The organism is Rhizobium mulingense, assembly GCF_029194105.1.
Lineage (GTDB): Bacteria > Pseudomonadota > Alphaproteobacteria > Rhizobiales > Rhizobiaceae > Rhizobium > Rhizobium mulingense.
The window spans coordinates 762859-782165 of sequence record NZ_JARFVE010000004.1 but is presented as its reverse complement, the minus strand read 5'-3'; the positions used below and the strand labels follow the sequence as shown (position 1 = coordinate 782165).

The 19307-nt window shown below is 60.8% G+C and carries 21 protein-coding genes; 6 read left to right on the top strand and 15 right to left on the bottom strand.

Translation table 11 applies throughout. The annotated features are described in order from the left end of the window. The 4 genes from PYR71_RS12705 to PYR71_RS12690 all read right to left on the bottom strand — a co-directional run. Nucleotides 1–143, bottom strand: a 143-nt coding sequence (locus tag PYR71_RS12705) for a porin (RefSeq protein WP_170960099.1), incomplete at its 3' end; no start/stop codon positions are given. A 707-nt stretch (nt 144–850) separates the two neighbouring features. Further along, on the bottom strand, nt 851–1339 hold the full coding sequence (locus tag PYR71_RS12700; RefSeq protein WP_004678404.1) for an Lrp/AsnC family transcriptional regulator: 489 nt from the start codon (nt 1337–1339) through the stop codon (nt 851–853). A 69-nt stretch (nt 1340–1408) separates the two neighbouring features. Then, on the bottom strand, nt 1409–2041 hold the full coding sequence (locus PYR71_RS12695; RefSeq protein ID WP_275619589.1) for a uracil-DNA glycosylase family protein: 633 nt from the start codon (nt 2039–2041) through the stop codon (nt 1409–1411). A gap of 4 nt (nt 2042–2045) precedes the next feature. Beyond that, nucleotides 2046–2603 carry a thermonuclease family protein gene (locus PYR71_RS12690; protein WP_275619588.1) on the bottom strand — a complete coding sequence of 186 codons (558 nt, stop codon included), beginning with the start codon at nt 2601–2603 and terminating at the stop codon, nt 2046–2048. 106 nt (nt 2604–2709) lie between these two features. On the opposite strand from PYR71_RS12690, the gene PYR71_RS12685 reads away from it, so the two are divergent. Continuing rightward, nucleotides 2710–4245 carry a sensor histidine kinase gene (locus PYR71_RS12685; protein ID WP_275619613.1) on the top strand — a complete coding sequence of 512 codons (1536 nt, stop codon included), beginning with the start codon at nt 2710–2712 and terminating at the stop codon, nt 4243–4245. A gap of 1 nt (nt 4246) precedes the next feature. Here the strand turns inward: PYR71_RS12685 and PYR71_RS12680 are convergent, their stop codons facing one another. After that, nucleotides 4247–4630, bottom strand: coding sequence for a diacylglycerol kinase (locus tag PYR71_RS12680; RefSeq protein ID WP_275619587.1), 384 nt, complete (start codon nt 4628–4630; stop codon nt 4247–4249). 143 nt (nt 4631–4773) lie between these two features. Then, nucleotides 4774–5790, bottom strand: a complete 1017-nt coding sequence (gene cobT / locus PYR71_RS12675) for a nicotinate-nucleotide--dimethylbenzimidazole phosphoribosyltransferase (RefSeq protein WP_064682377.1) — start codon at nt 5788–5790, stop codon at nt 4774–4776. Between the two features lie 161 nt (nt 5791–5951). Here cobT and PYR71_RS12670 point away from each other — a divergent pair, with 161 nt between their 5' ends. Genes PYR71_RS12670 through PYR71_RS12660 form a run of 3 tightly spaced genes read left to right on the top strand, consistent with a single transcriptional unit; the run spans nt 5952 to nt 7663 of the window. Further along, entirely contained in the window at nt 5952–6734 is a 783-nt protein-coding gene (locus tag PYR71_RS12670; protein WP_275619586.1) for an adenosylcobinamide-GDP ribazoletransferase, read from the top strand. Between the two features lie 18 nt (nt 6735–6752). After that, nucleotides 6753–6962 carry a DUF1289 domain-containing protein gene (locus tag PYR71_RS12665; RefSeq protein WP_183913328.1) on the top strand — a complete coding sequence of 70 codons (210 nt, stop codon included), beginning with the start codon at nt 6753–6755 and terminating at the stop codon, nt 6960–6962. Beyond that, nucleotides 6962–7663 carry a TIGR02281 family clan AA aspartic protease gene (locus PYR71_RS12660; RefSeq protein WP_275619585.1) on the top strand — a complete coding sequence of 234 codons (702 nt, stop codon included), beginning with the start codon at nt 6962–6964 and terminating at the stop codon, nt 7661–7663. The genes PYR71_RS12665 and PYR71_RS12660 overlap by 1 nt, the downstream gene beginning before the upstream one ends. 9 nt (nt 7664–7672) lie before the next feature. Here PYR71_RS12660 and PYR71_RS12655 read toward each other — a convergent pair whose 3' ends face one another. Continuing rightward, nucleotides 7673–8938 carry an MFS transporter gene (locus PYR71_RS12655; protein ID WP_275619584.1) on the bottom strand — a complete coding sequence of 422 codons (1266 nt, stop codon included), beginning with the start codon at nt 8936–8938 and terminating at the stop codon, nt 7673–7675. 439 nt (nt 8939–9377) lie between these two features. Here PYR71_RS12655 and PYR71_RS12650 point away from each other — a divergent pair, with 439 nt between their 5' ends. Next, a complete protein-coding gene (locus PYR71_RS12650; protein ID WP_275619583.1) occupies nt 9378–9815 on the top strand; it encodes an EamA family transporter in 438 nt (145 codons plus the stop codon). Between the two features lie 24 nt (nt 9816–9839). Here PYR71_RS12650 and PYR71_RS12645 read toward each other — a convergent pair whose 3' ends face one another. Further along, nucleotides 9840–10259 (bottom strand): hypothetical protein, encoded by a 420-nt coding sequence (locus PYR71_RS12645; protein ID WP_275619582.1) that lies wholly within the window; start codon nt 10257–10259, stop codon nt 9840–9842. Nucleotides 10260–10383: 124 nt separating this feature from the next. On the opposite strand from PYR71_RS12645, the gene PYR71_RS12640 reads away from it, so the two are divergent. Then, a complete protein-coding gene (locus PYR71_RS12640) occupies nt 10384–11316 on the top strand; it encodes a LysR family transcriptional regulator (RefSeq protein WP_183913320.1) in 933 nt (310 codons plus the stop codon). Here PYR71_RS12640 and PYR71_RS12635 read toward each other — a convergent pair. The 7 genes from PYR71_RS12635 to PYR71_RS12605 form a co-directional block, all read right to left on the bottom strand. After that, on the bottom strand, nt 11270–12007 hold the full coding sequence (locus PYR71_RS12635; protein ID WP_275619581.1) for an SDR family oxidoreductase: 738 nt from the start codon (nt 12005–12007) through the stop codon (nt 11270–11272). The two genes, PYR71_RS12640 and PYR71_RS12635, sit on opposite strands and share 47 nt — an antisense overlap. 105 nt (nt 12008–12112) lie before the next feature. After that, a complete protein-coding gene (locus tag PYR71_RS12630) occupies nt 12113–12874 on the bottom strand; it encodes an ABC transporter permease (protein WP_004678436.1) in 762 nt (253 codons plus the stop codon). Next, a complete protein-coding gene (locus PYR71_RS12625) occupies nt 12871–13797 on the bottom strand; it encodes an ABC transporter ATP-binding protein (protein WP_275619580.1) in 927 nt (308 codons plus the stop codon). Before PYR71_RS12625 ends, PYR71_RS12630 begins: the two co-directional genes overlap by 4 nt. 476 nt (nt 13798–14273) lie before the next feature. Next, nucleotides 14274–15887: a glycoside hydrolase family 43 protein gene (locus PYR71_RS12620; protein ID WP_275619579.1), complete on the bottom strand. Its 1614-nt coding sequence runs from the start codon at nt 15885–15887 to the stop codon at nt 14274–14276. Nucleotides 15888–16139: 252 nt separating this feature from the next. Beyond that, nucleotides 16140–17171 (bottom strand): L-glyceraldehyde 3-phosphate reductase, encoded by a 1032-nt coding sequence (gene mgrA, locus PYR71_RS12615; protein WP_275619578.1) that lies wholly within the window; start codon nt 17169–17171, stop codon nt 16140–16142. 217 nt (nt 17172–17388) lie between these two features. Further along, entirely contained in the window at nt 17389–18522 is a 1134-nt protein-coding gene (locus tag PYR71_RS12610; RefSeq protein WP_275619577.1) for a Gfo/Idh/MocA family protein, read from the bottom strand. An 8-nt stretch (nt 18523–18530) separates the two neighbouring features. Then, nucleotides 18531–19292: a sugar phosphate isomerase/epimerase family protein gene (locus PYR71_RS12605; protein ID WP_275619576.1), complete on the bottom strand. Its 762-nt coding sequence runs from the start codon at nt 19290–19292 to the stop codon at nt 18531–18533. Nucleotides 19293–19307: the final 15 nt, after the last annotated feature.

Sequence of the window (19307 nt, the reverse complement as noted above, 5' to 3'; positions counted from 1 at the left end):
AAGTAGCCGGTGCCGTAAGCGTCGCAGACGCGAACATATTCAACCGGTTCCGGCTCGGCAGCAACGATAGCGTCAGCTGCAAGAACCGGCGTCGATGCAGCAAATGCTGCTGCTGATGCGAGCAAAACCATTCTGATGTTCATTTACCAATCCATTCCTTTGTCGATCGGGGCTGGCTTCCAATCGGGTAGTCGATTTGAAGCCGGCCCAGTTTGAACAGCCATCTCGGCGTGCGGATCGATCGAACCGCCAAACCGTCATCACATACAAGGCTCTCTCAGGCAATTCTCGATGCAGGCGAGAAGGGTCAGGTTCAGCAACTTTCCCCGCAAACGTGATTTTTATACAACAACTCCAGATATTTAGCCAAAAAAAACACAACAAGCGGTCCCGCGACGGAAACCTCCATCGCCGGCCGCAAACGCTACCTGCATCGTCAAATTCTTCACCGCCCGACCCCCTGTCGGACATATTGGTAAAGCCTAAAATCTACCGCCCGCTAATGAACATATACAAGGCAGCGGTGTAGAACATGGTGTCCTGAATTCGATACCAATGAGACAAAATGATGACATGACGCTCACTGATGTCACACACCATAACCTCGCAATCGTTACTAGGCTATATACTTTTCAGAGATTTTGGCGAAAACGGAGCCATTTTTCGCGTTTTTTCCGGCTTTTACTGCAGTTGCGACCGCTTTCTCGGGAAAGCCGCATTTCGCCCTGCACATTCATGCATGCAGTCGAATCGCCTGAGCGGCCAGACTCAGGCGTGACATACGCGACCGCGCCTATCGTCCCGATACAACCTGCCGGACACATTCGCGCAATCGCAAATCACACCGGCGTCAATCCTCGTTGGACTTGGCGTTCTCGAGAATCATGTAGTCCAGCGGCAACTGCGTCGAATACTTGATCTGCTCCATCGCGAAGGCGGAGGAGACGTCGCGAATCTCGATCTTTGCGATCATCCGCTTATAAAAGGCGTCATAGGCTGCGATATCGGGCACGACGACTCGCAAGAGATAATCGACATCACCGCTCATCCGGTAGAATTCGACAACTTCGGGGAATTCCGCGACCACCTCGGAAAAACGGCGCAGCCACTCGATCGAGTGGGTAGCCGTGCGAATCGACACGAAAACCGTGACCTTGGTGTTGACCTTCTCGGGATCGAGGATGGCAACCCGACGCTTTATGACGCCGTCTTCCTCCATTTTCTGGATGCGGCGCCAGCATGGCGTCGTTGACAGCCCCACTTTCTTGGCGAGGTCGGCAACGGCAAGGGTCGAATCTTCCTGCAAAAGACGCAGTATTTTTCGGTCGAGGCGGTCCATGCGCACGTCAGTCCTTTCGAATTATTTTCTTTGTATACCTCGATTCCGCGCGACGAAAAGAATTTTGTTTCAGGAAAGCAGCATTTTCGCCCGTGCCCGCAAGACAGGAAGCAATTCTTCCTCGAACCAGGAATTGCGTTTCAGCCAGCCGCTGTTGCGCCAGCTCGGATGCGGCAACGGCAGCACCGCCGGCGATCGGCCGGACATAAGGCTGTCGCGCCACCTCCGTACCGTCTCGGTCATACCGGCCTGCCTTCCGCCGGCCATATGCCAGGCCTGTGCATATTGACCGATGACCAGCACCAGTTCGATCTGCGGCATCGCCGAAATGACTCTTTGCCGCCAGAACGGCGCACATTCGCGACGCGGCGGCAGATCTGCCCTCTTGCCGTCGTAGCCGGGAAAGCAGAAGCCCATCGGCACGATGGCGAACCGGTCGCGGTCGAAGAATGTTGCCCTGTCAACATCGAGCCACGATCGCAGCCGGTCGCCCGAAGCATCGTCGAATGGCAGGCCGCTCTCATGCACGCGAAGTCCGGGCGCCTGCCCGGCGATCAGGATGCGGGCGTTCGAAGAAATCACGACCACCGGCCGCGGCTCGTGCGGCAACCGCCGCGCGGCGCCCTTTGCCGGCGCGTCGCGACAGATGCGGCAGGCGGCGATTTCACGTCGCAAAGTTTCCAGCTCGGCTTCGTCGGTCATCGCTTTACTCCCATCCGACGATCCGCCCGATGAGGCGCAGCGCCGCGTCGAAACCGGAATTCTGGCGGGCATGGTCGCGCACATCGCGCGGCCGCTCGAAACTTCCGGCCCACATCCCCGCTTTGGCAACCCTCGCTTCGGCCTCCTCCTTGCCGTACCCGCCATAGGAGATGGCCATGCCCCGCCGGACCATGGCGGCATTGATGTCTCCGCCTGCTCCATCGCGGCAGACGACGAGCAGCCTCTCGTAACGGTCGCGCCGGCTGCCCTGGCAAAGCGTTCCCGATACCAGCACCATCTCCTGCAGCGCCTGGCGCGCAGCGCGCCCGCAAGCCCAGACCGCTCCCGCCCGCTCGCAGCTCTGATTAAGCTCCGGTGCATCGATGCCTTCGAGACGGAAGCGTTCCCGCCCCAAAGAAAGACTGTCGCCATCGGCGGCATGAAAGGCGCCCACATGCTTTGTGGCCGCAGTATCGTTGACCTTGGCGGCGATCAGCGCCAGGAGCGCCAGGAGGGCAAAAGCGGTTACGCCGTCGCGAATCAGGCGCAGGCCCCGTGTCACGCTTTCGCCTCCTTAAAAAACAAATCCTTGGCAAAGATGGCAAACATCTTCTTAAGAATTGCCGGTTAAGCTCTTATCCACCCTGGGATGAAGTTTCAACGTGCACATGAGTACCGGCGTAAGCACATCGACCGACAAGATTATCGTCGACAGGTCGCGCAGCCACCGCAACAAGGCCGTTTCCAAGGCCGTGCGGCAGACGCGCGAACGTCTTCAGTCCGGCCATGCGTCCAATTCCTCCTTCGACCGTGATGTACTTAAGATGTACATCGCGTCGATGCTGCAGGGCGCGACGATCATGCCGCTCTTTGTCGTCATCATTACCGCCCTCGGCGTTTATTTCACCCAAGATACTCGATTGCTCTTCTGGGCGCTGCTGACGCTCACCTGCCACACTGGCAATATTCTGTTGGCGCGGCGCGCGCGCCGCCAGGAAATCACCTCCGAGAGCGCCCGCAAATGGCGCCGCCTGCTGCTCTCCGGCCAGTTCCTGGTCGGCTGCTGCTGGGCCGTCTTCGCGCTGCAGAGCTGCGACACCTGCGAGCCGTCGAGCTTCATTCTCTATAAGGGCGCAACATTGCTGATTGCGCTCTCCGTCACGGCGATGTCGAATTTCATGCTGACGCCTGCCGTGCTGGTCGCCTTCGCACCGGCGGTCCTGGCGCTTGGCGCCAAGAGTGGCCTGTCGCGCGACCTCCTCGAAATCAGCCTGACCGGGTTGTTCACGACCACCTTGGTCTTCTTCAACTACATCAGCGACCGGCTCTTCAAATCGAACCTCAGGATCCTCTCCTATCAGTCGGAGAAAGACGACCTGATCGCCGAGCTGGAAGTGGCGAAATCGATGTCTGACGAGGCGCGTCGTCGCGCCGAGGAGGCAAACCTCGCCAAGTCCCGCTTCCTTGCCTCGATGTCGCACGAACTCAGGACCCCGCTCAACGCCATTCTCGGCTTTTCCGAGGTGATGTCGGCCGAAGTCATGGGGCCGCTCGCCAATCCGACCTACAAGGAATATGCCGGCGATATTCATCGCTCCGGCCAGCATCTGCTTGATCTCATCAACGAAATCCTCGACCTGTCGCGCATCGAGGCCGGCAAATACGAACTGAGCGAAGAGGCGATCTCGCTTCTCGATATCACCGAAGATTGCATCGGCATGGTCCAGCTGCGTGCGCGCGCCAAGAATATCGCCATTTCGGATCAGTTCGAGCGGCAGTTGCCGGCCATCTGGGCGGACGAGAAGTCGATGCGCCAGGTGGTGCTCAACCTTCTCTCCAATGCCGTCAAATTCACGCCGCAGGGCGGCGAAATCCACGTCAAGGTCGGCTGGACGGCCGGCGGCGGCCAGTACATCTCGATCAAGGATAACGGACCCGGCATTCCGGAAGAAGAGATTCCCGTTGTGCTCTCGGCCTTCGGCCAAGGCTCGATCGCCATCAAGAGCGCCGAGCAGGGCACCGGCCTCGGCCTGCCGATCGTCCAGGCGATCCTTGCCAAGCATGACGGACAGTTCCTGCTGAAATCGAAGCTGCGCGAGGGCACAGAGGTCATCGCCATCCTGCCCGCCAAGCGCGTGCTCCAGAGCCTGCCGGCTGTCGAAGAGGCTCAGGCCGTCGCGCGCAAGCGCAAGAGCTTTGCCTGATTCAACCAAAAAACAGGTGTTTGCCGAGAACGAATCCGAGATAGAGACAGCAGGCGGCGATCATGCAGGTCACCGCGAAGGAGCCGAGATCCTTGGCATGTTTGCCGACGATCGAAATCTCCGGCGAAATCCGGTCGATCACTTCCTCGACGGCTGTATTCATCGCCTCCATCGAAAACAGCCCGAGAAATAGCAGAACCGCGACGACGATCTCGCCGGCGCTTGCCCCGACCAGCGCCAGCGCCACGAGCGACACGAAGAAAAATCCGAGCTCCTGGCGGAAGGCCGCCTCTTTCAGCACACGCAGAAAGCCCGCCCAGGAATAGCTGGCAGCGGCGATGAAATGCCGAAATCCGGTCTCTTTCGTCACCGCAGGCTTGGTCAAGACGCCCTCTCCTCTTCCCGTTGCGCCCCAGACCCGGGAAAGTCTTCGCCATCTCCCCCTTTGGTGAGCCAATAGGCAAATAGCGAATCCGACTGAACGGCGCAAGCGAACCGGAGCCCGCATCGCCGGTGCCGGCCGCAGCCTCAATGTTTGCCGCTAACACCCGCCTGCGCAAAGGTTGCCATGCCGGAATGGCAGGCGGCCGCCGCCTTGACGATGCCGGCGGCCAGTGCCGCACCGGTGCCTTCGCCGAGCCGCATCCCGAGCGCCAGAAGCGGCGTCTTGCCAAGCATCTCGATCGAGCGCAGATGCCCGGGTTCGGCCGAGACGTGGCCGATCAGGCAATGATCGAGCGCGGTAGGATTTGCGGCTTTGAGAATCGCAGCCGCGGCAGTCGCGACATAACCGTCAATCAGCACCGGAATGCGCTCCATGCGGGCGGCAAGAATAGCGCCGGCCATCGCTGCAATCTCGCGCCCGCCGAGCCGCCGCATGATCTCGAGCGGATCATCGAGATGGTCGCTATGCAGCGCCACTGCCTTTTCCACCGCCGCGATCTTGCGCTCCAGCATGTCGCCTTCAGAGCCGGTGCCGGGCCCCACCCAGTCGCGCGCCGAACCGCCATAGAGGGCATAATTGATCGCAGCCGCAATCGTCGTATTGCCGATGCCCATCTCGCCGATGCAGAGCAGATCGGTGCCGCCGGCGATTGCTTCCATGCCGAAGGCCATGGTCGCGGCGCAGTCACGCTCGGACAGAGCCGCCTCCTCGGTAATGTCGCCTGTGGGATAATCGAGTGCCAGGTCGAAGACTTTCAGGCCGAGATCATAAGCGACGCAAATCTGGTTGATCGCCGCGCCGCCGGCTGCAAAATTCTCGACCATCTGCTGCGTCACCGCCGGAGGAAAAGGGGTAATGCCGTGCCTGGTGACGCCGTGATTGCCGGCGAAGATTGCCACCAGCGGCCGGTTGACGGCCGGTGGGCGACCGGTCCAGGCGGCGAGCCAGAAGGCGATTTCTTCGAGCCGTCCGAGCGCACCCGGCGGCTTGGTCAGCTGCGCATCGCGTTCGCGTGCGGCCACCAGCGCGCGGGCATCCGGCCCCGGCAGGTCGCGGAGCAGGGTACGGAAATCGTCGAACGGCAGGCCTGAAACGCTCATCTGTGCGGTATTCCTATGAATCGGCTATTCTTGTTTTCACGCAAACCACTTGTTTGCGTCGAGCAAATCAGCTTCTTTGCGGTGGCTCTCTCTCTTAAAGCCGGCGAACGAAGCGAACAACACCAAAAGCGCCGCCGGGGCCTCCGGCAGAACGAAACAGAATGAAGATCAAGGATTATGCGGTCGATACCGCCCGCGCCGTCGCCTTCCTCAGCCGCCTTCCCATGCCGCCAGCGCTGTTCCACGGCTATGACGGCAGGCTCGGCCGCCTGGTGCGCGCCTTTCCCTTCGCCGGCCTTCTCATCGGCTTTGTCCCAGCCCTCGCTCTCCTCCTTCTTCTAGGCCTGCAAGCCGATCCACTGGTGGCCGGATTGGTCGCACTTGCAGTCCAGGCTCTTGCCACCGGCGCGCTGCACGAAGATGGCTTAGCCGATACGGCCGACGGCATCGGCGGCGGCAAGAGCCGCGAGCAGAGCCTCATCATCATGAAAGACAGCCGGATCGGCACCTATGGCGCCATCGCGCTCATTCTCTCCTTAGCGATCCGCGCAGCAGCGCTTGCCGCCATTGTCCGCCATTCCTCGCCGCTCGCAGCAGTCCTTGCCATTCCCGCCGTCGCGGCGCTGAGCCGCGGCGCGATCGTCTGGCATTGGCAGCGGCTGCCGCCGGCAAAGGCCGATGGCGTGGCCGCCTCCAACGGTCAGCCGGATGAGGCGGCGATGCATTTTGCGCTCGTTTCGGCCGGTCTCCTCGCAGCGCTTTTGATCTGGCCGGCCTTCGGCCTGCAGCCGCTCGTCGCCAGCCTGCTCGCCACCGGCATCGCAGGATTTGCCTGCACCGTCTTCATCCGCCGCCGGCTTGCCGGGCACACGGGCGACACGCTGGGGGCAACGCAGCAGATTTGCGAAATCGCCACTTTTTGCGCCCTTGCCACGGCTCTTTGAAACTCCGATATATCCTCCATGCAAACACCCTGCATTCACGTCTGTTCCATGGTTTCAGCCACCGGTTTTTGCGCCGGATGCGGCCGCACTCTTGAGGAAATTGGCGGCTGGATGACCTATACCGATGCCGAACGCGGCGGGATCATGGCGGTGCTGCCGGCGAGGCTCGCGGCTGCCACAAGGACCCACATGAAATCAAACCTCGCCGAACAGCCGGAGCGGCTCTGATGATCCGTTTGACTGTTTTTCTCGTCGTGATCGGCATCGGCCTTGCCGTGCTGATCCTCAACAATGACGGCAGCCGCATCCTCGGCCTGCAAAGCGACGATTTCGGCCGCGTCGTTTACCTGCTGCCGATCGCGCTGATGCTGTCGGCCGGCATCTGGGGAAGCCGGCGCCGCGTCGGTGAAACCATGCGCCAAATGATGATCTGGCTGGTGATCATCCTGACGCTGGTCACCGTCTATCTTTATCGCCAGGAAGCACTCGGAGTCGGCAACCGCGTGCTCGCCGGCCTCGTTCCCGGCCACGCCGTCGTCGTCACGACGAGCGAGGGCGGCAAGGAAATCATCCTGCACAAGCTGTTGAGCGGCCATTTCGAAGCCGACGTCAATGTCAATGGCCGAACGGTCGAGATGCTTGTCGACACCGGCTCCAGCATGGTGGCGCTCTCGCACGAGGATGCCGAACGCATCGGCATCGATCTCACCGGGCTCACCTACTCGATGAGGGTCATGACCGCCAACGGCCGCAGCCGCGCAGCCCCGATCACCCTCGACGAGGTGGCGATCGGTCCGATCATCCGCAACAACGTCGCAGCCAGCGTCGCCGAGGACGGCCGACTCGACCAGAGCCTGCTCGGCATGAGCTTCCTGGAAACGCTAGGCTCCATGCAGATGCAGACCGACGAATTGCGCCTGCGGGATTGAACCGGCGGATTAATTTATCCCCGATCCGCTTTCTGCAGGCTCTTGATGAGGAGCGTCGATAAAAGCTGCGAAAAGCGCTGCCGACAAAGCAAGCGACGCCGATGTCAGTAACATCGCGAACAGCGTCGGAATCGCGCCGGCCTCCCGGAGAAAAAGTCCGGCGATCGAAGCGATCAGCGCTCCGCCGGCGATCGACATGGCGGCGGCAAGTCCGGCAGCGGTACCTGCGAGATTGGCGCGAACCGACATCACGCCCAGATTGGCGGCGGGAAAGGTCAAACCGTTGCCGATGCCGATGAACATGCAGGGTCCGAAAAACGCCAGGACATGCGTGACGCCTGAGATCGACAGGATCAGCCCCAGCAGCAGGCCCATGCACGTCGACAGGCGCGCAATGACAAGTGTGGTGCCGAGCGATTTCCCCGCCAATCGGGCAGCGAGATAACTGCCGAGAATGAACCCTGCGGGAACCATTCCCATGAAGAAGCCCAGTTTTGCGCTCGATCCGCCGAACGAACCAACGGCCAGGGATGCGCCGCCGAGGAAGATATAGAGAGTGCCGGTGGAGCAGGCCATGCACAGCGTATACGTCCAGAACCGTGATGAGCTGAGAAGCTGCCGATAGGAAGCAAAGTAATTGCCTCTCGATCTTGAGGCGTGTCCGGCCGTTTCCTTCAGCTCGCGCATGGAGATGGCGAGGATGGCTGCGCCAAGCAGCGCCAGAGCGACGAAGATCGCCCGCCACCCAAACGCTTCATCCAGAACGCCGCCGAAGCTCGGACCGAGCATCGGCGCGATGGCCCATCCCATGGCGGCGTGGCCGATCCTGTTGGCGGCCTGGCGGTCACCCGCCGTCTCCTTGATGACGACGAGGGCAACGCAGAAGCAGGCGGCGATCGACGCCTGCATCACGCGAAACAACAGGAAAACACCGATATTGGGAGCTAACGCGCAGCCGATCGACGCAACGATGAAAATGGAAACGGCGATCAGCGCAACCGGGCGGCGGCCGTAGCGATCCGACATCGCGCCCGCGATAATTTCCGTCACGGCGTTGATGATCGCATAACCCGCAATCGAAAGATTGACGAGCGCGAAATCGGCCTGAAACGTGATTGCGATGTTTGGCAGCGCCGGCAGATATATGTTGACCGGCAAGACCGAGAGCGCCGTCAGCAGGAGAAGGATCGTGCGTCGGGGCGCCGCTGTCGGTGTCATGACCGTTTTCTCGGTCAGGCGGTTGCCGGGAGTCTGAACGGAATTGTCGCGTGTCATGGTCTTACCCGTCTTGTCAGCGAGATTTGTGGGAGAGTCTGACGAGGCGAGGCGCAAATTCAGGGCACAAAAAAAGCCCCGTCAGGAGCTTGATTTACCGCGCATGGGGCCGATCGCCGGATGGTTACACCATCCTGCCCATGCGCGTTATCACCACGACAAGAACCATAGCGATCTTCATGACCGCTATGGCTAGACCAATATTTCCACCTCGTCAACGTGAGGTTTCACCGTCTGTTGGAAATGCAATCCGGCGAACCCGTGCGGCCAATGGCGTAATGCGCACTTTACGGTAACGGCCGGATCTGTCACCTTCGCTCGCAAAACAACAAGACCACAAAGAGCAAGAAGAAACTCCTAGTCTGGTGGCACCCCGCATGTTCGATCGGCCTTGGCCTGAGGCGAAGGCTTGACCTATGAGTGCGACAGGAGTTTCGCGATGAATTCACTCTGGCCGATCGTCATCGGCGGCATTCTGCCCGCCATTTTCTGGGGCATTACCGCCATCTTCCAGAAGCAGAGCGCCATGTCCGCCACAGGCTCCGCCGTCTATCTGATCGCCTTCGGCGCCGCCTGTGCTCTCGCCGGCTTGGTCGCCGCGCTGATCTGGCGCCCCGCTCCCTGGAGCATCGAGGGCCTCGGTTTTGCCGCAACCGCCGGCGCCTGCTTCGCCCTCGGTACCGGCCTGATCAGCTTCGCGCTCTTCGCTTACGGCGTTCCCGTCTCGAAACTCGCGCCGATCTGGAGCTGTAACGTGCTGGTGACGCTGGCAATCGGCGCCCTTTACCTCGGCGAAGCCTCAGAGATCAACACACTCAAGCTCGCCGCCGGCACCCTCCTCATTCTCTCAGGCGCTCTCCTCGTCAACAGCGCCTGAGGGGAAATGCGCAAGATAAGACAATCAATAGGAGACAAGGGCTTCGCCGAAAATAGGTCGCCGCCTTACAACAAGCGGAACCGCAATACCGAAGTCAGACTCGCCTAAAGATGTCGGCCGTAACTCGCCGGCTTGAAAAATCGATGCGCGATCGCGAACCCCTGAAGGAACGGGGATCAGACCAGCAATAGATGCGCAGCTCACCCCCTTCAAGTCCGAATACATCGTAATCGCGAGATGGACGGCGGGATCGGCATGGTCGACAAGCTCGCAAGCAACATCCGGGGGGCATGATACCTCAGCAGAGATCGGCTCGTTTTGCCCCATGACCACGGCATAAGTAACTTTGACGGGTGCTGCGGCGTCGTGCGACCTGCTTTCTTGTGGATTTAAGCAGAGGAGCGTGGCGATCGCGAAGAATTCAAACACGCTGCTGATGATCATCCCTTGCCCCCGCGATCGATGACAGCAACGCTGGAAATTTTCCGTGTTAAAATTGCGGCGCGTCCTCATTGCCGCTCGGTCCTCTTTGTTTGTATTCTGCGCCTGCGCAATGCCGGAACCAGACATGACCCCACGACAACTGAAGACATTCCTTGCGGTCATCCGCCACGGAAACCTCACGCGCGCCGCTTCCGAGGTCAACCTCGCCCAGTCGAGCCTCAGCGACCAGATACAGGCGTTGGAAGAGGAATTGGGCGCCGAGCTCTTTGTTCGATCCCGGCAAGGTGTCGTCCCCACGCCGGCAGGGGCAGCTTTGAAGGCCTATGCGGAAGAGATCTTGGCGCTGAATGGCGAGGCGAAGGACGCGGTCCGCTCGGCCGCCGGCAACGCCGAACAATCGGTCATATTGGGCACGCTCGAAACCATCGCCGCTGAAAGGCTGGCGCCCTGGCTCTCCAGATTCCGTCGGCAGAACCCTGGCCTTGCTCTCAAACTCAAGGTTGGCGGCAGTGGCGAGTTGCACGCGCATTTGCAGCACGGCTCGATCGACGTCGCCTTCACTTTCGATCGCGGCCATGAGGACGAGCGGTTCGCGACGCGCCATATCTGCAGCGAACCGCTGGTGTTGATCGCGGGCCACAACTCGCAGCTATCCTCATTTGATAGCCTGGCGGCGCTGAGTACCGCACCCTTTGTTGCGACTGAGGCAGGCTGCGTCTATCGCCATCTGTTCGATACGGCCTTTGCAGAAGCGGGCGTGACGCCGCCGCCCATTGCGACGGAAGCAGACAGTATTGCGACGATCATTCGCCTCGTTGCCTCCGGCACCGGCTATGGGCTTGTCCCGCGCCTCGCGATCGGGTTGTCTCCGGCGCGTGGCGAAATCGTCGAATTGTCGTGGCCGGGCAAACCGCCAGCCGCTTCGCTGGTGATGACGTGGCGGCGCCGGCGCGTTCAGCCGCCTGCGCTCGCCCTTATCCTGCAGTCGGCAAGCGAAAATCTCTCGCAGGTCAAACCAGCCGATGTCCACCTTCGACGTGCAGGATCGTGCCTGTAGTGAAGCCGTTGCCGATGAGAAAACGGATTGCGTCGGCAATATCCTCCGGCTGCCCGACCCGACCTACCGGCAGGCGCTCCGCCATCGTGTTCAGCGTCGCATGCTTGGCGTCGCCGGCGACAAAGCGCCAGATCGGCGTATCGACCCATCCGGGTGATACGGCGTTGATACGGATGGGCGCCAACTCGACGGCAAGCGCTCTCACCAGGCCTTCGAGCGCCGCGTTGACGGCTGCGACCACCGCGCCACGCGCCGCCGGTCGATAGGCGGCGACCCCTGAGGTGTAGGTGATGGATCCCCCTGGCGGCAGGCCGATGGCGCCATGCTTCGCCAGAAGCAGCGGCCCGTAAAGCTTGCTTTCGACCACCCGCTGCGCCGCCGCAAGCTCGATCGACGGCAGAAACTGATAGGCGCCTTCGATATCGGCCGCCGTGCTGACGATATGATCCAGTGGTTCGCCGTCCTGAAACAGCGCGGCGACCTCCTGCTCGCGGGTTATATCGACGGCACGCGTCGCAAGGTTCGGATGATCGCCGAGGTGGCGGCGGGCTGCCGCGAGCTTCTCCCTGCTGCGCCCCACGATCGTCACCGACGCTCCCTCGGCAAGCAGGCGCATGGCAAGCGCCAGTCCCATGCCGGAACTGCCGCCGACGATCAACACCTTCACACCTTCAATCCTGATAGCAGTCATCTCGCATCTCCATTCGAATGAGACAGTAGATGCCCGAGACCGCAGCGGAAGAAAAACGGAAGAAATCGATAGCGTCATCGGAGTTTCCGATGAGCACGGTCAGTGTCAGTTGCGCAGCCGGTAACCGGTCTTGAAGATCCAGCCGAGCGTGCCGAGGCAGATCGCCAGGAACACCGTGATCATCGCCAGGCTGGTCGCCGGATTGACATCGGCGATCCCGTAGAAGCTCCAGCGGAATCCGCTGACGAGATAGAGGACTGGATTGAAGTGACTGACTGCCTGCCAGAAGGGCGGTAGCATGTTGATGGAGTAGAAGCTGCCGCCGAGGAAGGTCAGGGGCGGCACCACCAGCATCGGAATAAGATTCAGCTGCTCGAAATTACCGGCCCAGATGCCGATCATAAAGCCGAACAAGCTGAAGGTGACGGCCGTCAGCAGGAAGAACAGGATCATCATGAAAGGATGCTCGATCCTGACGTCGACAAAAAGATTGGCAGTCAGCAGGATAATGAAACCGATGATCATCCCCTTGGTCGCCGCCGCCCCGACATAACCGAGCAGGATTTCCGTCATCGCCACCGGCGCCGACAGCACCTCGTAGATCGTGCCGGTGAATTTCGGGAAATAGATGCCGAAGGAGCCGTTGCTGATGCACTGGCCGAGCAGCGTCAGCATGATCAGGCCGGGTGTGATGAAGGCGCCGTAGGATACCCCCTCCACTTCCTGTATGCGGGAGCCGATCGCCGCGCCGAAGACGATGAAATAGAGCGATGTCGAAATTACCGGCGAGATCACGCTCTGCAGCAGGGTGCGGCGCGTGCGCGCCATCTCGAAGAAATAGATCGATTTGATTGCTTCGACGTTCATTTTGCCGCTCCCACCAGCGCCACGAAGATGTCTTCGAGCGAACTCTGCCGCGTCGAGAGATCCTTGAAATGGATATTGTTCTCGCTCAGCCGGGTTAGCAGGGTCGCGATGCTCTCCTGCTCATTATCGGTATCGAAATCATAAGTCAGCCGGCAGCCATCAGCTTCCAGCGTCAATCCGTTGCCGGCAAAGCAGTCCGGCAGCCGCTCGAGCGGTTCGATGAGATCGAGAATGAGTTGCTTGCGGCCAAGCTTGGCCATCAGCGCCGCCTTGTCCTCGACGAGCAGCAATTGCCCGCCGTTGATGACGCCGACCCGGTCGGCGATCTCCTCGGCCTCTTCGATGTAATGTGTTGTCAGGATGATGGTGACACCGGAAGCCCGCAGCTGCTCGACGACATTCCACATATCCTTGCGCAGCGTCACGTCGACGCCGGCGGTCGGCTCGTCGAGGAAAAGGATCTCCGGCTCGTGGGAGAGCGCCTTGGCGATCAGCACACGCCGCTTCATGCCGCCGGAGAGCTGGCGCAGCATGTTGTCCTTCTTGTCCCAGAGCGAGAGCGCCCGCAGCACCTTCTCGATATGGGCGGGGTTGGCCTTCTTGCCATGCAGCCCACGGGAAAAGCTCACCGTATTGAACACTGTCTCGAACTGATCGGTCATCAGTTCCTGCGGCACAAGCCCGATCATGGAACGCGTGGCGCGGAAATCCTTGACGACGTCGTGACCGGCGACCAGCACCTGCCCCCCGCTCGGATTGGCGATGCCACAGATGATCGAGATCAGCGTCGTCTTGCCGGCGCCGTTCGGTCCGAGCAGCGCCAGAATCTCGCCCTTCTCCACGTCGAGGTTGATGCCTTTCAGGGCCTCGAACCCATTGGCATAGGTCTTGGTCAGGTTCTGAACGGAAATAATGGGCGCCATGCGGAACTCTTAAGGATTCTCGAAGTATTCGGCCCGCTATATAGTTCGTCTGTGACGATTTGACATCCTTCGGGAACGTGAACACTGCATTCACGCAGCGCCAACACCGTTACTGGCGACGACGGAGTCACCCGCTGGAGATATGGCCAAGATGCCAGCTTTTCGACTATCATCGCAATGACCAACCCGGGGAAAAGAAAGGTAACAGCCGGTTCGGAATGTCATCATATGGTGATCTTGATGCCCGATAAGAGAGCCGAGGCAAGCACCGGCATCCGCCCCGCCGCCCATCCCTTTGCGGAGCCGTTCTTCGGCGTTCTTGTTGCGCCCTTTACCGCTGCCTCGGCTTGTAGTGAAAGTTATTGTTCAGTCACGAAGTGTTTGGAGCCGGCGAGTATCACCTGTCCAGCCGCGTTCGTCTCAGCCGGCCGCTGCGCCGGCTTTCTTTTTATCGGTTCCCCGTAGCCGAGCCACCCTCACAACTCCTCGTAATTAAACCAATCAAAATCCGCGACCTTTCCCCGCCCCGACGTGTCGAAGGCAAACAGGCCGGCGAAAGCGCCGGTGAAGGAGCCGTGTTCGCCGCGTCCACCCTCGTCGGAGATCATCCCGGCGTCCAGCACCGGGCCGATCGGCTGCCAGGCGCCCTTGCCTTCGGTCTGCCAGAAGAACTGCAGGTCGTTCTCGCGAATCTCCATGGCGAGCTGAACGCGGCCCTCGGCGGCGATCGCCACCCCGCTTTCAGCCGGAAAGCTCAGGCGTCCGTTCGGATAGTCGCCATTGCAGGAAAGGATGGTGACGCAGCGGCCGAGTGTTTCATGCAGCGTGACGGCGAGCGCGTGGAACTTGTGGCGGTTATAATAATGTGTCAGCCCCGCGACCTGCTGATAGGTGTCGGGCGAAAACTCGATCACCGTCTCGGCGCGGAAGCTGTGATGCTCCTGCCGGCGGGCTACCAATGCCTGTTCGAACCAGGAACCGATGCTTTCGCGCCCGATCAACCGGAGATGGCCCGGACGGTCCGTCTGGTTGAAGATACGTTGCGGCTCGGGCGTGCGCAGCCACTGGAAATCAGTCGGCAGCGCCGTACCATCGAAACTGTATTCACTGCGCATCGGCTTTTCCACCGGCGCAGCACCAAAAAGACTCGGCACATCGACATCAGGCACGCGAGTTCCATTTTCGAGATAGAGCCAGTCATCGTCGCGCCAGACGCATTTCTGCAGGCTCGTCTCGCGCCCCAGCGTGCAGCGCCGCTTCGGCGGCAGCGGCCGGCCGCAGAGATGGGTGTGATAGGCCTGACCATCCGGCGTCTCGACGTATTGGCCGTGGCCGGCCCGCTGCAGCACCGCACCGGGGTGATCCTTGGAGGTGATGAGATGCATGTTGGGATGCATCTCATAAGGCCCTTCGATGCGGCGCGAGCGTGCCATGGTGACGGCGTGGTCGTAGCCGGTACCGCCTTCGGCAGTCGTCAGGTAATACCAGCCGTTCTTTTTGAAGAGATGCGGGCCTTCGACGAGGCCAAGCGGACTGCCGGCAAAGATGTTCTTGATCGGCCCCTTCAGCGCCTTCGCTACCGGGTCCCATTCCTGCAGCAGGATCCCATCGAAGGCGGGCGATTTCGGTGAGCCGCCGAAGCTTTCGGTGCGGTGGTTCCACTGCATGTTGACGAACCACTTGCGGCCGTCATCGTCGTGGAAGAGCGAGGGATCGAAGCCGGAGGAATTGACATAGACCGGATCGGACCATTCGGCCTCGATCGAAGGCGCGGTGACGATGTAGTTCGGCGCATCCTTGAAATTGCCGTCGAAGCGCTTGACGTCGGTATAAACAAGCCAGAACTGCCCGTCGGCATAGGAAAGGCACGGCGCCCAGATGCCGCAACTGTCAGGGTTCCCCCGCATGTCGAGTTGCGACCGCCGCTCGAGTGGCCGGCGCACCAGCGTCCAGTTTACCAGATCGCGTGAATGGTGGATCTGCACGCCGGGATACCACTCGAAGGTGGAGGTGGCGATATAATAATCCGCGCCGACGCGGCAGATCGACGGATCGGGGTTGAACCCGGGCAGGATGGGATTGCGGATCATAGTTGCGGCCTCCTCCTAGAGTATTTTGTGGTACGTACGTCATATACGGGGCTCACTTCTCGCCCTCATTCCTGTGCTGGTCACAGGAATCCAGCCGCCGCGCGTCTGCGCGGCGAAGGAGTCCCTTCAGCCCAAGGACTTAGGATGGGTGGATCTCTGTGACATCCCTCGGGCATGCCTGAGTTCACAGAGATGAAGGAGGGTGTGGCAACCAACTGCCCGAACTCCGGATCTTAAATTGCCCGACCTTCCCTATTCCCGCTCCGCCGACTTCGCCCAGAGATTGATGTCCGCCTCGCGTGCGTAGACGTCTATCTCGGCCAGTTCCTCGGTCTTGAATTCAAGATTATCCAGCGCCTTGACGCAATCGATGATCTGTGACGAGCGGCTGGCGCCGATCAGAGCCGAGGTCACGCGGCCGCCGCGCAACACCCAGGCGATCGCCATCTGCGCCAGCGTCTGACCGCGCCTTTCGGCAATCGCGTTGAGCTTGCCGATATTGTCGATGATCGATGGACGGATGAAGTCGCGCTTCAGGAAATGGTTCTGGGCTGCGCGGCTGTCGGCTGGGATACCGCCGAGATACTTCGTGGTCAGCATGCCCTGGGCCAGCGGCGAGAACACGATCGAACCCATGCCGACTTCGTCAAGCGTATCGAGCAGCCTGTCGTCTTCGACCCAGCGGTTGAGCATCGAATAGCTCGGCTGGTGGATCAGGCAGGGCGTGCCGAGATCCTTGAGAATCGCGGCCGCTTCGCGGGTGCGCTGCGAATTGTAGGAGGAGATGCCGACAAAGAGCGCCCGGCCGGAGCGGACGATATGGTCGAGCGCGCCGCAGGTTTCCTCGAGCGGCGTGTCTGGGTCGAAACGATGCGAATAGAAGATATCGACATAGTCGAGGCCCATGCGCTTCAGGCTCTGGTCGCAGGAGGCGATCAGGTACTTGCGGCTGCCCCATTCGCCATAAGGACCCGGCCACATGTCGTAGCCGGCTTTCGAGGAGATGATCAGCTCGTCGCGAAGCCCGGAAAACTCGGACCGCAGGATCTCGCCGAAAGCGGTCTCGGCGCTGCCGGGAGGCGGGCCGTAATTATTGGCGAGGTCGAAATGGGTGATGCCGAGATCGAAGGCCGTGCGGCACATGTCGATCTTGCGATCATGCGGCGTGTCGCCGCCAAAATTGTGCCAGAGACCGAGGGAAACGGCGGGAATCTTCAGGCCGGAACGGCCCGTGCGGTTATATTTCATCTTCGAATAGCGGTCTTCGGCCGGCTGCCAGCTCATCTGAAGGTCTCCTGAACCTGTCTTAAATCGCTTCCCCTTCGTATCCGCCCTAAGTGGCGGCCGAAAGCTAAAAACGTGTCCACGGTCCGACGCCGTCATCCTCGGGCTTGTCCCGAGGATCTACTGAAAGCGCGGCAAATCCTCGGGACAAGCCCGAGGATGACGAGACTATTGGAACAACCGCGCCGATACGGCAAGCGCACGGCGCGGGCCTCAATCACTTCAACAGCGCCTGCGCCTCTTCGATGCCAAGTGCCGCCGGCTGGGTGCAGGTCGTGGTGAGATCGATGAAACGGCCCTCCTCGCCCGATTTCAGGATCGAGGTCATGACGTCGACGCCGTGCAGCGTGCGGTCGAGCGAGCAGCGTGCGTCACGTCCCTCGATCAGCGACATCGCCATATCGGCAAGGCCGGCTGTGCGGTAGTTGGCTCGCGAACCGTTTGGGCTTTCCTGGTTGATCTTGCCGAAGGGATGGTCCCAGTATTCCAGCGGCTTGATATCCTTGTCGCGGCCGCTTGCCTCGACGGTGCCGCCGAAGAAGTTCGGGTCCGGCACGTAGAGCGAGCCGTCGGTGCCGTAGAGTTCCATGTTGGCATGGCGATGCGACCATACGTCCCAGCTTGCCGACAGCGTCACCGTGGCTCCGTTGACGAATTCGAGCAGCGCCTGGATCGTCGTCGGCGTCTTGACCGGGATGATCTCTCCATGGCGCGGTTGGCTGGTAATCGTGCGGGTCTCCGATGCCATCGAGGTCATGGCGCCGACGCGCTTCACCGGCCCGATCAGGTTGATCAGGTTGGCGATGTAATAGGGGCCGAGATCGAGGATCGGGCCGCCGCCTGGCAGGAAGAAGAAGTCCGGGTTCGGATGCCACATCTCCATGCCGGGGCTCATCACATAGCAGGCCCCCGAGGTGACCCGGCCGATGCCGCCGTCGTCGATGAACTTGCGGGCAAGCTGATGGGCGCCGCCGAGGAAGGTGTCCGGCGCGCAGCCGACGGCGAGATTCTTCGCCTTGGCGATGCGGCGAAGCTCCTCACCCTGCTCCAGCGAAAGCACCAGCGGCTTTTCCGAATAGACATGTTTTCCGGCTTCGAGGATCGCTTTCGACACCGGAAAATGCGCATCCGGGATCGTCAGGTTGACGACGACGTCGATCTCGTCATTGGCGAGAAGCGCCTCGATCGTCTGTGCCTTCACGCCATATTCCTTGGCGCGGGCCTCAGCGGCCTGCACGTTGATATCGGCGCAGGCCAGCACCTTCAGCCCTTTGAAGAGCGGTGCGAGCGAGAAATAGGTAGTGGAGATGTTGCCGCATCCGATGATGCCGACGCCAAGTTCCCTGGTCATGATGTGCCTCAATAAGTCTGGAAGGATGCGATCGAGCGGCTGATGTTGCGGTCGATGTCATTAGGATTGTCATGTTCGACGACGAAATGCTTGGCCCTGGTGCCGCGAAGCGCTGCAATCAACTTGGCCCACTCGACCTTGCCATGGCCGACGTCAGCCCAGCCGTCCTCGTCCTTCGCTTCGCCTGCCGGCGCAATGTCCTTGACGTGAACTGCGGTGATGCGCGGTCCGAGTTTCTCGATCCAGGCGAAGGGATCGGCGTCGCCGCGGATGACCCAGGCGATATCGGCTTCCCAGGAAATGTCAGGCGCGCCTTCGAAAATGCGCTCGATCGGCAGCGAGCCGTCGGCGAGCTTGACGAACTCGAAATCATGATTGTGCCAGCCGAACTCGTAGCCGGCGTCCTTGTAAGGCTTGCTCATCTCCTGCAGGCGCCTGCCGAAAGCAGTCCAGCCGGCGGCGTCGGCGGGACGCTGGTCGGCCGCCAGATGCGGCGCATAGATCGAATCCACGCCGAGAATCTTGGCGATGTTGAGCGATTTCTGAACGTCCTTTTCCAGGAAATCAGGGCTGAAATGGCCGCTCGCCATGACGAGGCCGTTCTTGTCGAGCTCGGCGCGAAGGCTCTTCAAGCCGGCATCGTCGAGGTCGGCATAGATGCCTCCGAAGCCCTCGACTTCCGCATAGCCCGCCTTGCCGAGCTTCTCGAAAATTGCCGAATAGGGCTGGAAATTACGCGCGCTGTAGAGCTGGTAGCTGAGTTTCGTCATCATATTCTCCTTGGG